This is a genomic window from Pseudomonas sp. W2I6, from assembly GCF_030815935.1.
In the GTDB taxonomy this organism is placed as follows: Bacteria; Pseudomonadota; Gammaproteobacteria; order Pseudomonadales; family Pseudomonadaceae; genus Aquipseudomonas.
This window is the reverse complement of record NZ_JAUSXJ010000001.1, coordinates 5,205,035-5,219,919: the sequence shown is the minus strand read 5'-3', so window position 1 is coordinate 5,219,919 and position 14,885 is coordinate 5,205,035. Positions and strand designations below refer to the sequence as shown.

The 14,885-nt window shown below is 59.8% G+C and carries 9 protein-coding genes and 2 pseudogenes; 2 read left to right on the top strand and 9 right to left on the bottom strand.

Annotation, left to right across the window (positions count from 1 at the left end):
- Positions 1-25: 25 nt before the first annotated feature.
- Together QF039_RS24050 and QF039_RS24045 are read left to right on the top strand one after the other, a co-directional pair.
- Positions 26-1,609, top strand: a complete 1,584-nt coding sequence (locus QF039_RS24050) for a peptide chain release factor 3 (protein WP_003215978.1) — start codon at positions 26-28, stop codon at positions 1,607-1,609.
- A gap of 168 nt (positions 1,610-1,777) precedes the next feature.
- Positions 1,778-2,053 (top strand): hypothetical protein, encoded by a 276-nt coding sequence (locus tag QF039_RS24045; RefSeq protein ID WP_003215984.1) that lies wholly within the window; start codon positions 1,778-1,780, stop codon positions 2,051-2,053.
- 113 nt (positions 2,054-2,166) lie between these two features.
- On the opposite strand, the gene QF039_RS24040 is transcribed toward QF039_RS24045, so the two are convergent.
- The 9 genes and pseudogenes from QF039_RS24040 to QF039_RS24000 form a co-directional block, all read right to left on the bottom strand.
- Positions 2,167-3,138, bottom strand: a complete 972-nt coding sequence (locus QF039_RS24040; RefSeq protein WP_003215987.1) for a peptide ABC transporter ATP-binding protein — start codon at positions 3,136-3,138, stop codon at positions 2,167-2,169.
- On the bottom strand, positions 3,138-4,106 hold the full coding sequence (locus tag QF039_RS24035; protein ID WP_003215989.1) for an ABC transporter ATP-binding protein: 969 nt from the start codon (positions 4,104-4,106) through the stop codon (positions 3,138-3,140). Before QF039_RS24035 ends, QF039_RS24040 begins: the two co-directional genes overlap by 1 nt.
- Before the next feature lie 10 nt (positions 4,107-4,116).
- A complete protein-coding gene (locus tag QF039_RS24030; RefSeq protein WP_003215991.1) occupies positions 4,117-5,028 on the bottom strand; it encodes an ABC transporter permease subunit in 912 nt (303 codons plus the stop codon).
- Positions 5,029-5,038: 10 nt separating this feature from the next.
- Positions 5,039-6,050 (bottom strand): annotated as a pseudogene (locus QF039_RS24025) (ABC transporter permease subunit).
- 74 nt (positions 6,051-6,124) lie between these two features.
- Positions 6,125-7,724 (bottom strand): annotated as a pseudogene (locus tag QF039_RS24020) (ABC transporter substrate-binding protein).
- 81 nt (positions 7,725-7,805) lie between these two features.
- A complete protein-coding gene (locus tag QF039_RS24015) occupies positions 7,806-9,203 on the bottom strand; it encodes an OprD family porin (protein ID WP_003215995.1) in 1,398 nt (465 codons plus the stop codon).
- 171 nt (positions 9,204-9,374) lie between these two features.
- Positions 9,375-10,919 carry an ABC transporter substrate-binding protein gene (locus tag QF039_RS24010; RefSeq protein WP_373462083.1) on the bottom strand — a complete coding sequence of 515 codons (1,545 nt, stop codon included), beginning with the start codon at positions 10,917-10,919 and terminating at the stop codon, positions 9,375-9,377.
- A 364-nt stretch (positions 10,920-11,283) separates the two neighbouring features.
- Positions 11,284-12,912 (bottom strand): ABC transporter substrate-binding protein, encoded by a 1,629-nt coding sequence (locus QF039_RS24005; protein ID WP_003216000.1) that lies wholly within the window; start codon positions 12,910-12,912, stop codon positions 11,284-11,286.
- A gap of 258 nt (positions 12,913-13,170) precedes the next feature.
- Positions 13,171-14,772 carry an ABC transporter substrate-binding protein gene (locus QF039_RS24000; protein WP_177020448.1) on the bottom strand — a complete coding sequence of 534 codons (1,602 nt, stop codon included), beginning with the start codon at positions 14,770-14,772 and terminating at the stop codon, positions 13,171-13,173.
- Positions 14,773-14,885 lie beyond the last annotated feature (113 nt).

Sequence of the window (14,885 nt, the reverse complement as noted above, 5' to 3'; positions counted from 1 at the left end):
TGACTCACCTGCCAGGCGATTTCCCATGACCCACCAGGCCGCCGAAGTCGCGAAACGCCGCACTTTCGCCATTATTTCCCACCCCGATGCCGGTAAAACCACCATCACCGAGAAGCTGTTGCTGATGGGCAAGGCGATCGCGGTGGCCGGCACGGTGAAATCCCGTAAATCCGACCGCCATGCCACCTCCGACTGGATGGAAATGGAAAAGCAGCGTGGTATTTCCATTACCACGTCGGTCATGCAGTTCCCGTATCGCGACCACATGATCAACCTGCTCGACACCCCGGGCCACGAAGACTTCTCCGAAGACACCTACCGCACCCTGACGGCGGTGGACTCGGCGCTGATGGTCCTCGACGGCGGTAAAGGCGTCGAACCCCGCACCATCGCGCTGATGGACGTGTGCCGCCTGCGGGATACGCCGATTGTCAGCTTTATCAACAAACTCGACCGTGACATCCGCGACCCGATCGAACTGCTGGACGAAATCGAAGCCGTCCTGAAGATCAAGGCCGCGCCGATCACCTGGCCGATTGGTTGCTACCGCGACTTCAAGGGCGTGTACCACCTGGCCGACGACTACATCATTGTGTACACCGCCGGCCACGGCCACGAACGTACCGATGTGAAAATCATCGAGAAGCTTGACTCCGACGAAGCCCGCGCCCACCTGGGTGACGAGTACGACCGGTTTGTCGACCAGCTGGAACTGGTGCAGGGCGCCTGCCACGAGTTCAACCAGCAGGAATTCCTCGACGGCCAGCTGACGCCGGTGTTCTTCGGTACCGCCCTGGGCAACTTCGGTGTCGATCACGTGCTGGATGCCGTGGTCAATTGGGCCCCCAAGCCGCTGGCCCGGGTTGCCAACGAGCGTACCGTGGAGCCTGTGGAAGAGAAATTCGCCGGCTTCGTGTTCAAGATCCAGGCGAACATGGACCCCAAGCACCGCGACCGTATCGCCTTCATGCGTATCTGCTCCGGCAAATACGAAAAAGGCATGAAGATGCGCCACGTGCGTACCGGCAAGGACGTGCGCATCGGCGACGCCCTGACCTTCTTCTCCTCCGAGCGTGAGCAGCTGGAAGAAGCGTATGCCGGCGACATCATCGGCTTGCACAACCACGGCACCATCCAGATCGGTGACACCTTCACCGAAGGCGAAGTGCTGGGCTTCACCGGTATCCCGCACTTCGCCCCGGAACTGTTCCGCCGCGTACGCCTGCGTGACCCGCTGAAATCCAAGCAACTGCGCCAAGGTTTGCAGCAGTTGGCGGAAGAGGGTGCCACCCAGGTGTTCTTCCCGGAACGCAGCAACGACATCATCCTCGGCGCCGTCGGTGTGCTGCAGTTCGATGTAGTGGCCAGTCGCCTGAAAGAGGAATACAAGGTGGAATGCTCCTATGAGCCGATCACCGTGTACTCCGCGCGCTGGATCGACTGCAGCGATAAGAAGAAGCTGGAAGAGTTCAAGATCAAGGCCGTGGAAAACCTGGCGATCGACGGCGGTGGTCACCTGACCTACCTGGCCCCGACCCGGGTCAACCTGGCGCTGATGGAAGAGCGCTGGCCGGATGTGAAATTCCGCGCGACCCGTGAGCATCACTAAGGGTTAGCGATATAAGAGAGGGCGAAGCTGTGATGGCTTCGCCTTTTTCTTTGGCTGCTATTCAGGTTGTTTCATTGGCGAAAACTTCAGTTCGGGACTAGTTTGAAGCAAGGCGACGGTGGACAGCTGTCGTACGCAGTTCAACTCCTGACTGGGCGGAATTCGACCATGAGTATCTTTCAACGTGTGGTGCTGTTGCTCAAAGTGCTGGTGATGATGTCATTGGGCATGTCTGCCGCGTGGGCCAATACGGCTGTGCAAAGCCATGGCACGGGGTTTGTGGCGGCGAAGACGGTGCAGGCGGGTGGCTTGCAGTTGGCCAAGAGTGAATCCGAGCCCGGTGACGAAAACCAGGGCGGTTCCAAGGACGATGACGATGCCGAGAACCCGGACAATGATGGCGAAGACAGCGACACCTACAACGATGGCGACAGCGATACATAAGTAACGCAGGCAAAAGAAAGCCCCGCTTGCCGAACAGATGCGCTATCCGACAAGCAGGGCTGTAGAACACTGGAATGCTCTGGACTCACCCTCCAGAGCATTTTTTTTGCACGTCAGACCACAAATTGCTCCGCGTAGTGGCAAGCCACCTGGCGGTTGTCGAGTGGTCGCAGCACCGGTTCATCGGTACTGCACAGCTGGGTCGCGTACGGGCAGCGCTTGTGGAAGGCGCAGCCAGACGGCGGGTTCAATGGGTTGGGCAACTCGCCGACGATTTTGATCTTCGGTTTGTTCGGGTCCGGATGAATGGTCGGGGTCGCCGACAGCAACGCCTGGGTGTACGGGTGCAGCGGGCGCGCATAGATGTCTTCCTTCGGGCCCACTTCCACCGGGCGGCCGAGGTACATCACCATCACGTCATCGGCGACGTGCTGCACCACCGCGAGGTTGTGGGAGATGAACACGTAGGCGGTGTTGAATTCCTGCTGCAAATCCATGAACAGGTTCAGCACCTGGGCCTGGATCGATACGTCCAGCGCCGAGGTCGGTTCATCCGCCACCAGCACCTTGGGTTGCAGCATCATCGCCCGCGCCAGTGCGATCCGCTGGCGCTGGCCGCCGGAGAACATGTGCGGGTAGCGCTGATAATGCTCAGGGCGCAGGCCCACTTGCTTCATCATCGCCTGGACCTTTTCCCGGCGCTCGGCGGCAGACAGGTTGGTGTTGATCAGCAGCGGCTCGCCCAGTTGGTCGCCGACCTTCTGGCGCGGGTTCAGCGAGGCGTAAGGGCTCTGGAACACCATCTGCACGTCTTTGCGCAGTTGCTTGCGCTGGGCCTTGTCGGCACCGGCGACTTCTTGCCCGGCGATTTTCAGCGAACCGGAAGACGGCTCTTCAATCAAGGTCAGGGCGCGGGCCAGGGTGGATTTGCCGCAACCGGACTCGCCCACGACCGCGAGGGTCTTGCCGGCTTCGAGCTCGAACGACACACCGTTGAGTGCGCGCACCAGGGCATGGCCCTTGAACAGGCCACGGGACACTTCGTAGTGACGGGTCAGGTCGCGGGCGGTAAGTACGACGGCCATTACGCCACCTCCTGATTCAGCGGGTAGAAGCAGCGGGCAAGGCTGTGGCTTTTCGGGTCAAGGCCCGGGCGTTGAGCGCGGCAGGACTCCTGCACATACGGGCACCGCGGCGACAGCAGGCAACCCTGTGGGCGATCATAACGGCCGGGAACGATACCCGGCAGCGTGGCCAGGCGCGTGGCGCCCAGGCTGTGCTCGGGGATCGCCTTGAGCAACGCTTCGCTGTACGGGTGCGCCGGGATGTCGAACAACTGCGGCACCTGGCCGACTTCCACGGCCTGGCCGGCATACATCACGCACACGCGCTGGGCGGTTTCGGCCACTACCGCGAGGTCGTGGGTGATCAGCACCAGGCCCATGTTCTGCTCTTTCTGCAAGGCCAGCAGCAGGTCCATGATCTGGGCCTGGATGGTTACGTCGAGGGCGGTGGTCGGTTCATCGGCGATCAGCAGTTTCGGCTCGCCGGCAATCGCCATGGCGATGGCCACACGTTGGCTCATACCACCGGACAGCTGGTGCGGGTAGGCATCCATACGGCTGGCTGCGCCCGGGATTTCCACCTTTTCGAGCAGTTCGATGGCACGCTTGCGCGCTTGCTTGCCGGACATTTTCAAATGCAGGCGCAGCACTTCTTCGATCTGGAAACCCACGGTGTAGCTGGGGTTCAGGGCGGTCATCGGGTCCTGGAAGACCATCGCCAGGTCTTTGCCGACGATCTGCCGGCGCTGGCGGTTGCTCAGCTTGAGCATGTCCTTGCCGTCGAAGTTCAGGGCGTCGGCAGTGACGATGCCGGGGTGCTCGATCAGGCCCATCAGCGCCATCATGGTCACGGATTTACCCGAACCCGACTCGCCAACGATCGCCAGTACTTCACCTTTGTCGACGGAGATGTCGAGGCCATCGACCACCGGCACGGCGGTCTTGTCGCCGAAGCGGACATTGAGATTCTTGATTTCTAGCAGTGACATGGGAATCTCCTCAGGCGGCGTTCTTGAGTTTCGGGTCCAGCGCATCGCGCAGGCCGTCGCCCATCAGGTTGATTGCCAGCACGCTGAGCAAAATGGTCAAGCCAGGCAGGCTCACGACCCACCAGGCGCGTTCGATGTAGTCGCGGGCCGAGGCCAGCATGGTGCCCCACTCAGGGGTTGGCGGTTGTACGCCAAGGCCCAGGAAGCCCAGGGCTGCAGCATCGAGAATCGCCGAGGAGAAACTCAGGGTGGCCTGAACGATCAGCGGCGCCATGCAGTTCGGCAGCACGGTGACGAACATCAGGCGCGGCAGGCCGGCGCCGGCGAGGCGGGCGGCAGTCACGTAGTCACGGTTCAGTTCGCCCATCACCGCAGCGCGGGTCAGACGGACATAGGACGGCAGCGACACGATCGCGATCGCAATCACGGTGTTGATCAGGCCAGGGCCGAGGATCGCGACAATCGCCACAGCCAGCAGCAGCGACGGCAGGGCCAGCATGATGTCCATCAGGCGCATGATGGTCGGGCCGAGCAGGCGCGGGAAGAAACCGGCGAACAGGCCCAGCAGGATCCCCGGGATCAGCGACATCACCACCGACGATAAGCCGATCAGCAACGACAGGCGCGAACCCTGGATCAGGCGCGACAGCAGGTCACGCCCGAGTTCATCGGTGCCCAGCAGGAACTGGATCTGCCCACCTTCCAGCCAGGCCGGAGGGGTCAGCAGGAAGTCACGGTATTGCTCGCTCGGGTTATGCGGGGCCACCCAAGGGGCGAAGAGCGCGCAAAACACCACCAGCAACATGAACAGCAGGCCGGCAACGGCGCCCTTGTTCTTGGAAAAGGCTTGCCAGAATTCTTTGTACGGGGACGGGTACAGCAGGCTTTGATCGACTGCTACCGCGGGAGTAGGTGTGGTCATGGTCATGATCTCAGCGCTGGTGACGGATGCGTGGGTTGGCGAAGCCGTAGAGGATATCCACCACGAAGTTCACCAGAATCACCAGGCAGGCGATTAACAGGATGCCGTTTTGCACCACGGGATAATCCCGTGCGCCAATGGCTTCGATCAGCCATTTGCCGATGCCGGGCCACGAGAAGATGGTTTCGGTCAGGACCGCACCCGCCAGCAATGTGCCGACTTGCAGGCCGACCACGGTGAGTACCGGGATCAAGGCGTTACGCAGGCCGTGGACGAACACCACGCGCGCCGGCGACAGGCCCTTGGCCTTGGCGGTGCGGATGTAGTCTTCGCGCAGTACTTCGAGCATCGACGAACGGGTCATCCGCGCGATAACGGCCAGCGGGATGGTGCCGAGCACGATGGCTGGCAGGATCAGGTGGTGCAGCGCGTCCCAGAATGCGTCCGGCTCGTCGGCCAGCAGGGTGTCGATCAGCATGAAGCCGGTGCGCGGCTCGATGTCGTAGAGCAGGTCGATCCGTCCGGAGACTGGCGTCCAGCCCAGGCTGACGGAAAAGAACATGATCAGGATCAGGCCCCACCAGAAGATCGGCATCGAATATCCCGCCAGGGAGATGCCCATCACCCCATGGTCGAACAGGGATCCTCGCTTCAAGGCCGCGATCACCCCGGCTAACAGCCCCAGGATGCCGGCGAACAACAGGGCGGCCATGGACAGTTCCAGGGTCGCAGGGAAAAGGGCGGTGAATTCAGTCCACACGCTGGTACGGGTGCGCAGGGATTCGCCGAGGTCGCCGTGGGCGAGCTTGCCGACATAATCCAGGTATTGCGCGTAGAGCGGTTTTATTCAGACCAAGGCGTTCCATTGCCTGAGCGTGCATCTCGGGGTCGACTCGTCGTTCGCCCATCATGACTTCGACGGGGTCGCCAGGGATCATGCGAATCAACGCGAAGGTCAGCAAGGTGATGCCGAAAAACGTGGGGATCAATAACCCCAATCGGCGGGCAATAAAACTAAACATCTTGTTGTGTACCTCAATCAGCCGGTTAGGCAGGTTCGGCACCGTCAATGTCGACGGTGCCGAGCGTCTCTTATCTACTTCACCTGGGTGGTGGCGAAGTTATTTGTGGTCAGAGGGCTTTGGGTATAACCCTCGACGTTTTTACGCATGGCGGTGAACATTTTCGGGTAAGCCATGGGAATCCATGGTTGGTCCTTGTCGAAAACGTCCATTGCTTGTTCATAGAGTGCAGCGCGCTGGGTGGGTTCAGCGATGGCGCGCGCCTTGTCGATCAAGTCTTGAAACTCCTTGTTACACCAGCGGGCGTAGTTTTCGCCGTTTTTTCGCTGCATCGCAACTCAAGTTCGGGGTGAGGAAGTTATCCGGGTCCCCGTTATCCCCCGCCCAGCCGGCGGAGACCATGTCATGTTCGCCATTCTTGGCGCGCTTGAGCATTTCGCCCCATTCCATGACCTTGATGTTCACTTTCAGGCCGATCTGCGCCAGATCCGCCTGCATGCGCTGGGCGCCGAGCATCGGGTTGGGGTTGGTCGGGCCGCCGCCGTTGCGGGTGAACAGGGTGAACTCGGTGCCTTCCGGTACGCCGGCTTCCTTGAGCAGGGCGCGGGCCTTGTCGAGGTCGCGAGGCGGGTTTTTCAGCTTGTCGCTGAAACCCAGCAGGGTCGGCGGGTACGGGCCGGTGGCGTCGACCGCGTTGCCTTTGCCGTACAGGGATTCGTTGTAGCCCTTCTTGTCGAACGCGATGTTGATCGCGTGACGCACCCGCGCGTCGCTCATGTACTTGTGGGTGGTGTTCATGGCGGTGTAGGCGGTGGTCATCGCCGCCAGTTCCGCCACCTTCAGGTTCGGGTCGGCCTTCATGCTCGGCACGTCATCCGGTTTCGGATACAGCGCGATCTGGCATTCGTTGGCCTTGAGCTTTTGCAGGCGCACGTTGTTGTCGGTGGTGATGGCCAGGATCAGCGGGTCAGCCGGCGGCTTGCCACGGAAGTAGTCCGGGTTGGCCTTGAAGCGCACTTGGGCGTCTTTGGCGTAGCGGGTGAAGATGAACGGGCCGGTGCCGATGGGCTTGGCGTTCAGGTCATCGGTCTTGCCGGACTTGAGCAGCTGGTCGGCGTATTCGGCGGAGTGAATCGAGGAAAACGCCATGGCCAGGTCGGCCAGGAACGGTGCTTCAGGGCGGGTCAGGGTGAAGACCACGGTGTGGTCATCGGTCTTCTCTACGCTCTTGAGCAGTTCCTTGAAGCCCATGCTTTCAAAGTATGGGTAGCCCACGTTGGACTTGTTGTGCCACGGGTGATTCGGGTCCAGCTGGCGCTGGAAACTCCAAAGCACGTCGTCGGCGTTCATGTTGCGCGTGGGTTTGAAGTAGTCGGTGGTGTGGAACTTGATGTCGTCACGCAGGTGAAAGGTGTAGGTCAGGCCATCGGCGCTGATCTCGGGCAGGTCTTTGGCCAGCGCCGGGATCACTTCGGTGGTGCCGGGCTTGAAGTCCACCAGGCGGTTGAAGATGGTTTCGGCCGCGGCGTCGGCGGTGACAGCCGTGGTGTACAGGACCGGATCGAAGCCTTCCGGGCTGGCTTCGGTGCAGACGACCAACGGTTTGGCCGAGATGCCGACAGCAACGCTCAACAGCGCAGCGGCAATGGCGGCTTGTAACGGGAGCATTTTCATCTAAGAGCCCTCTGCAATCGATTGGACCAGACAAGCGTAGGCGGCGGGCCCGTCCTGAGCCCGCCGCCGACCTGGCGCTGATTAAAGAATGTTGAACGGGATGGTGGTCACCAGGCGGAACTCACGCAGGTTGCCGTCAGCCTGGTTGGCGCTGGCACGGTGAGTCACGTAGGTACCACGAATGGTGGTGGCCTTGAGTGCGCCGCTCTGGATCGCGTAAGCCGCGCCTACACCGTATTCCTGGTGCTTCTCGCCGTCCTGGGCCTGAATGCCGTTGTAGGCAAAGCCAGCGCGGCCGCCGTCGCCGGTGTAGTGAGTACCGTCGATACCCCAGCCACGTGCCGAGTAGACGTTGAACTTCAGGCCCGGCACGCCGTATTCGGCCATGTTGATGCCGTAGGCGATCTGGAAGGACTTCTCGTTCGGACCGTTGAAGTCGGACGTCAGGGAGTTGGCCAGGTAGATGCCGTTGGTTTCGTGCAGGTAGTCGAAGTACTCGTCGCCGTTCACGGCCTGGTAGGAGAAGGTCAGGCTGTGAGCCTGGTGGGTCAGGCCGAACGACAGCGAGTAGGTGTCGTTGTCGATCTTGCCCATCAACTTTTTGCCTTCGTCGACGGTCTTGTAGTAGTTCAGGCCCGTGGTCAGGGACAGGGTCTGGCTGTCACCCAGTTCGTGGGTAGCACCGAAGTAGTACTGGTTCCAGAAGTCTTCCACGTTAGCGGCGAACAGGCTGGTCTTCAGGCTCTTGAACGGCTGGTAGTTGACGCCCAGGGTGTTGACCTTGTCGGTTTCCTGGCGGCCGTTGCCGTATTCGGTACGGAATTTCGACAGGCTCTGCTCGGTCCGTGGCGAAACGCGGTCGAACACGCCGCCCTGGAAGGACAGGTTGCTGAACTCTTCGCTGTTGAAGCTCACACCTTCGAAGCTCGAAGGCAGCGCACGGTTACCGATGGTGTCGATGATGCCGCTGCTGAAGTTCTGGCGACCGGCGGTCAAGGTGGTGTTCGAGACACGGAACTTGACGTTGGCCAGGCCCAGTTTGCTCCACTGGTCTACAGCGTCGCCGTCGGAGTCGGCCAGGGTACGGTTGGAGCCGCCCTTGATGTCGCGCTTGCTGCGGTCCAGGACCAGAGCGTTGTAGACCGCCACTTCAGTGCTCACGCCAACGGTGCCTTGGGTGAAACCCGAGGTAGCGTTGAGGATGGTGCCTTGCACCCAGTTGGTACGGTAGTTGTCAGTACGGGCTTCGCCGTGCTTCTGGTAAGTGAACTTGCTGCCACGGAAGCGTTGTTCGTTGGAGAACCAGTTGCGGGTTGTACCGCCCAGGCTTGCGCCATCGATAAAGCCTTTGGCCTCGCTTTGGGCGCTGGTGCCGGCCAGTGTGGTTGGAACGAAGTCCTGGCTTGCAGGATCAGCGTAGGCGTTAGCCGTGATGCTGCTGATGGCCAGGGCCAGTAGCGCGGTGCTGCTCAGTTTCATGGGTGAAGCTCCTTTGGTTCTCTTTTTAATGCCGGTCTTTTTAGGTGAACCGGCTATTGGGTGTGTAACTCGTTCAAGCCTTTGCAAACGTTTGCCCATGGGTAAAACCCGAAATAAGGCTGCACGTTTGCAGCAAGGCGAATGCTCGCCCTGCGCAATCCGGTTATCTTTTTATGGGTTGATGCTGACGCCCGAGAACACGTTGCGGCCGAAGGGGCTCACTTTGAAACCTTCGACTTTGGCGCTTAACGGCTGGTTGACCGTCGAGTGGGCGACTGGCGTGATCGGCACCTGCTGCTTGAGCAGTTGCTGCGCCTGTTTGTATAGAACAGTCCTTTGTTCGCGGTCGGTGACGACCTTGGCTTGCTTGATCAGCTTGTCGTACGCCGGGTCACACCACATGGAGTAGTTGTTCCCGCCGATGGCGTCGCAGCTGTAGAGGGTGCCCAGCCAGTTGTCCGGGTCACCGTTGTCGCCGGTCCAGCCGATCAGGCTGATGTCATGCTCGCCATTCTTGGTGCGCTTGATGTACTCGCCCCATTCATAGCTGACGATCTTCACCTTGAGACCAATCTTCGCCCAATCGCTTTGCAGCATTTCGGCCATCAGCTTGGCGTTGGGGTTGTACGGCCGTTGTACCGGCATCGCCCACAGGGTGATCTCGGTACCTTCCTTCACGCCGGCAGCCTTGAGCAGTTCCTTGGCTTTTTCCGGGTTGTAGGCGGCGTCCTTGATGGTGTCGTCGTAAGACCACTGGGTCGGCGGCATGGCGTTGACCGCCAGTTGCCCCGCGCCCTGGTACACGGCGTTGAGGATGCTCTGCTTGTTCACCGCCATGTCCAGGGCCTGGCGCACTTCGAGCTGGTCGAAGGGCTTGTGCCGCACGTTATAGGCGATGTAGCCGAGGTTAAAGCCTGGCTTGGTCAGCAGTTGCAGGTTCGGGTCGGCCTTCAGGGCTTCGACGTCGGCCGGGCGCGGGTGCAGGGTGATCTGGCATTCGCCGGCCTTGAGTTTTTGTACCCGTACCGAGGCGTCGGTGTTGATCGCAAAAATCAGCTGGTCGAGCTTCACGCGGCTCGGGTCCCAGTACTGTTTGTTGCCGGTGTAGCGAATCTGCGAGTCTTTCTGGTAGCGCTGGAACACGAACGGCCCGGTGCCGATCGGCTTCTGGTTGATGTCGCTGGGCTTGCCGACCTTGAGCAAGTGGTCGGCGTATTCAGCCGACAGGATCGAGGCGAAGCTCATGGCGATGTTCTGGATAAACGCGGCGTCGACCGTGTTCAGGGTTATCACCACGGTGTGCGGGTCGGTTTTCTCGACCTTGGCGATATTCTTGTTCAGGCTCATCCCGTTGAAGTACGGAAACTCGGTGGGGTAGGCCTTGCGGAACGGGTGTTCGGGGTCAAGCATGCGATTGAAGGTGAACAGCACGTCGTCGGCGTTGAAGTCGCGCGTCGGCTTGAAGTCCTTGTTGCCGTGGAATTTCACCCCTTCACGCAGGTGGAAGGTATAGGTCAGGCCGTCTTCGGAAATATCCCAACGGGTTGCCAGGCCCGGTACGACATTGGTCGCGCCTTTTTCAAACTCGGCCAAGCGGTTGTAGATAGGCTCGGCGGCGTCGTTATCGGTGGCCGTCGTGTATTGCGCGGTGTCGAAGCCCGCCGGGCTGCCTTCGGAGCAAAACACCAGGCTCTTTTTCTCGGCAGCCTGGCCCATCGAGGCCACAGCCAGCAGGCTGGTGCCAAATATCGCGGATAGAACGGTGGTATGGCGCATAACAATCCCGATCCTTGTTTGTTGTTTTCGTCAGTGAGCAATCGCCAGGTCATTCACGACCTTGCGACAACACTGATCCCACAACGGCAGTTGCCCTACAGAGACGATGCGTCTGCCGTACCACGACGTTATGGGTCGGGAGCCGGGCAGTAAATGCAACGAATCTGACAGACCTTGTAGGTAACGGAGCCGCGATTCGCAGTTAGCTGCCGTAGGACGGCAGCGTGTGCGGAGGTGGTCTGTTTCCTACGGTCTTGGCGGATGCAATAACGGCGACGTTATGAAACGTCGCCGCCAGAGATCCTTACTTGCCGCTTACGCTCACGCCGTAGAAGGAGTTCAAGCCAAATGGGCTGATCTTGAAGTCCTGCACGTTGTTGCGCATGGGTTGATACACCGTCGAGTGCGCGATAGGTGTCATCGGGACTGCATCTTTGAGGATATGTTGCGCCTGCTTGTACAGCTCGGTGCGTTTGGCTACGTCGGAAGTCGCCTTGGCTTCTTTCACGATGCCGTCGAATTTCTTGTCGCACCACTTGGAGAAGTTGTTGCCGGCCAGGGAGTCGCAGCCGAACAGCACGTTCAGCCAGTTGTCCGGGTCACCATTGTCGCCGCTCCAGCCAATGATCATGGCCTGGTTCTCGCCGCCTTTGGAACGCTTGATGTACTCGCCCCACTCATAGCTGACGATGTTCACTTTCAGGCCGATCTGTTTCCAGTCGTTCTGCAGCATCTCGGCCATCAGCTTGGCGTTCGGGTTGTACGGACGCTGGACCGGCATCGCCCACAGGGTGATCTCGGTGCCTTCCTTGACGCCGGCTTCCTTGAGCAAAGCCTTGGCTTTGGTCACATCAAACGGCGCATCCTTGATGGTGGTGTCATAGGACCACTGGGTTGGCGGCATGGCGTTGACAGCCAGTTGGCCTGCGCCCTGGTACACCGAGTCGATGATCTGCTGCTTGTTCACCGACATGTCCAGGGCCTCACGCACGCGCAGGTCGGACAGCGGGTTAGGCGCGGTCTGGCCCTTGAGGACCGGCATTACGTTGTAGGCGATGTAGCCCAGGTTGAAACCGGCCTGGTGCGGCAGTTTCAGGTCCTTGTCTTCACCCAGCGCCTTGAGGTCGGCCGGACGTGGGAACAGGGTCACCTGGCATTCGTTTTTCTTCAGCTTCTGGATACGCACCGACGGGTCGGTGGTGATGGCGAAGATCAGGTTGTCGATCTTCACGTCTTCAGGTTTCCAGTAATCCTTGTTGCCGGTGTAACGGATGTTGGAGTCTTTCTGGTAGCTCTTGAACACGAACGGGCCAGTGCCGATTGGCTTCTGGTTGATGTCCTGTGCCTTGCCTTCCTTCAACAGCTGGGCGGCGTATTCAGCCGACTGGATGGAGGCGAAGCTCATTGCCAGGTTCTGGATGAAGGCGGCGTCCACGGTGCCAAGGGTGAACTTGACGGTGTGGTCATCGACTTTCTCGATGTTCTTGATGTTGGTGTCCATACCCATGTCCGTGAAGTACGGGAACTCGGTCGGGTAGGCTTTACGGAACGGATCGTCTTTATTGATCATCCGGTTGAAGGTGAACAGTACGTCGTCAGCCGTGAATTCACGAGTTGGCTTGAAGTACGGGGTGGTGTGGAACTTGACGCCTTCACGCAGGTGGAAGGTGTACGTCAGGCCATCCGGGGAAACGTCCCAGGTCGTGGCGAGCCCAGGAACAACAGCGGTGCCGCCGCGCTCGAACTGGGTCAGACGGTTGAACATGGTTTCGGCCGAAGCATCGAAGTCTGTTCCGGTGGTGTACTGGCCTGGATCAAAACCGGCCGGGCTCCCTTCGGAGCAGAACACCAGGTTGCTCGCCGCTTGGGCGAAAGGTGCAGCAGCCATTAAACCGGCGCTGACTAATAACGGAATGACTGCGTGTTTAAGCATGTTGGCCTCATGATTTGTTGTCATTTTTGGTAGTGAGGGCGACCTCGTGAGTCGACCTGCGGATACTTATGCAGGGCCCATACCCAATGCAAGATGTTGAGAGCCTACAACGGCTAAACAGTGGTACGAACGTACACGAATGTCGCATATGTGTAAGTTCAGACACATTTACGCACTTTTGAGGGTTTTTTTCGGTGCGAGGGCTGCACCAGGAATGCCCAACCGAGGCGTCTGGCGCACTCGGTTGGGGCGCGGCTGTTACTTATTCAGACTGACGCCGTAGAAGGGAGTGAGTCCAAAAGGACTGATCTTGAAGTCCTGCACTTCCTTTCGCAGGGGCTGGAAAACCGTCGAGTTTGCGATAGGCGTTATAGGTACTTGTTCCTTAAGGATTTTTTGTGCCTGTTGATACCACTTGATGCGCTGCTCGCGGTCGCTGCTGACCTTGGCCTGCTGCACCAGTTTGTCGTAGGCCGGGTTACACCATTTTGCATAATTGCTGCCCTTCACCGCGGCACAACTGTAGAGCACGCCGAGCCAGTTATCCGGGTCGCCGTTGTCGCCGGTCCAGCCGTAGATCATCACGTCGTGCTCGCCGGCTTTGGCGCGTTTGATGTACTCGCCCCACTCATAGCTGACGATATTGGCCTTGATGCCAATCTTTTCCCAATCCTGCTGGATCATCTGCGCCGACATCCGGGCATTGGGATTCGACGCGCGTTGTACGGTCATCGCCCACAGGTTGAGGGTGGTACCTGGTGCAACCCCTGCTTCTTTTAGTAGCGCCCGCGCCTTGGCCGGATCGTAGGGCGCGTCCTTGATTGTCGGGTCATAAGACCACTGGGCCGGAGGCAGGGCGTTCTGCGCCAATTGTCCGGCGCTCTGGTACACCGCCTTGATAATTGCCGGCTTGTCGATGGCCATGTCCAGCGCCTGGCGCACCTTGAGCTGGTCCAGGGGCGGGTGGGTCACGTTGTAGGCGAGAAAGCCCAGGTTGAAGCCGGCTTGCTGAAGAACCCGCAGGTTGGGGTCTTGCTTCATCACTTCGATGTCGGAAGGGCGCGGGTAACCGCTGACCTGGCACTCGCCGGCCTTGAGCTTTTGCAGGCGCACGGCGGCGTCTGGGGTGATCGAGAACACCAGGTTGTCGAGCTTCACATCTTCGGGCTTCCAATACTGTTTATTGGCGCTGTAGCGAATCTGCGAATCCTTCTGGTAACGCTTGAACACAAATGGCCCGGTGCCCACTGGCTTCTGATTGATGTCCTCGGCCTTGCCTTCCTTGAGCAATTGCGCGGCATATTCGGCGGACTGCACCGAGGCGAAGCTCATGGCCAGGTTCTGCACGAAGGAGGCGTCAACGTTGTTCAGGTTGAAGCGCACGGTGTGCTCGTCGAGTTTTTCGACGCTCTTGATCGTGGTGTTCAAGCCCATGTCGGTGAAGTAGGGCGACTCCGATGGATAGGCCTTGCGGAACGGGGTCTCGGGATCCAGCAGGCGCTGGAAGGTGAAGAGCACGTCGTCGGCGTTGAAATCACGGGTCGGGGTGAAATAGTCGGTGGTGTGGAACTTGACGCCATCGCGCAGGTGGAAGGTATACATCAGGCCGTCTTTGGACACGTCCCAATGGGTTGCCAGGCCGGGTTCGACTTCAGTGCCGCCACGCTTGAACTGGGTCAGGCGGTTGAACACGGTTTCGGCGGAGGCATCGAAATCGGTGCCGCTGGTGTACTGGCTGGGGTCGAAGCCGGCAGGGCTGGCTTCGGAGCAGTAGACCAGGGTGCCGGCTGCCTGGGCCATGGGCATGAATGCCAGCAGGCCGGCAGCAAGGAGCAGCGGTTTTAAGGTGATTCTTTCCATGGAGACCCCTGAAGTGGCAGGCAAATAGTGCCCGAACGAAAACGGCAGTCACCGAGGTTACCGCCGTTCTTGTCACTCAGGTAGAGATAAGCATGCGAGACCCCAGTGTCTCC

Excerpts from the sequence above, each read along its gene's own strand:
- QF039_RS24050 (WP_003215978.1), top strand. The coding sequence starts at position 26 with ATGACCCACCAGGCCGCCGAAGTCGCGAAACGCCGCACTTTCGCCATT.
- QF039_RS24045 (WP_003215984.1), top strand. The coding sequence starts at position 1,778 with ATGAGTATCTTTCAACGTGTGGTGCTGTTGCTCAAAGTGCTGGTGATG.
- QF039_RS24040 (WP_003215987.1), bottom strand. The coding sequence starts at position 3,138 with ATGGCCGTCGTACTTACCGCCCGCGACCTGACCCGTCACTACGAAGTG.
- QF039_RS24035 (WP_003215989.1), bottom strand. The coding sequence starts at position 4,106 with ATGTCACTGCTAGAAATCAAGAATCTCAATGTCCGCTTCGGCGACAAG.
- QF039_RS24030 (WP_003215991.1), bottom strand. The coding sequence starts at position 5,028 with ATGACCACACCTACTCCCGCGGTAGCAGTCGATCAAAGCCTGCTGTAC.
- QF039_RS24015 (WP_003215995.1), bottom strand. The coding sequence starts at position 9,203 with ATGAAACTGAGCAGCACCGCGCTACTGGCCCTGGCCATCAGCAGCATC.
- QF039_RS24010 (WP_373462083.1), bottom strand. The coding sequence starts at position 10,919 with ATGGGCCAGGCTGCCGAGAAAAAGAGCCTGGTGTTTTGCTCCGAAGGC.
- QF039_RS24005 (WP_003216000.1), bottom strand. The coding sequence starts at position 12,912 with ATGCTTAAACACGCAGTCATTCCGTTATTAGTCAGCGCCGGTTTAATG.
- QF039_RS24000 (WP_177020448.1), bottom strand. The coding sequence starts at position 14,772 with ATGGAAAGAATCACCTTAAAACCGCTGCTCCTTGCTGCCGGCCTGCTG.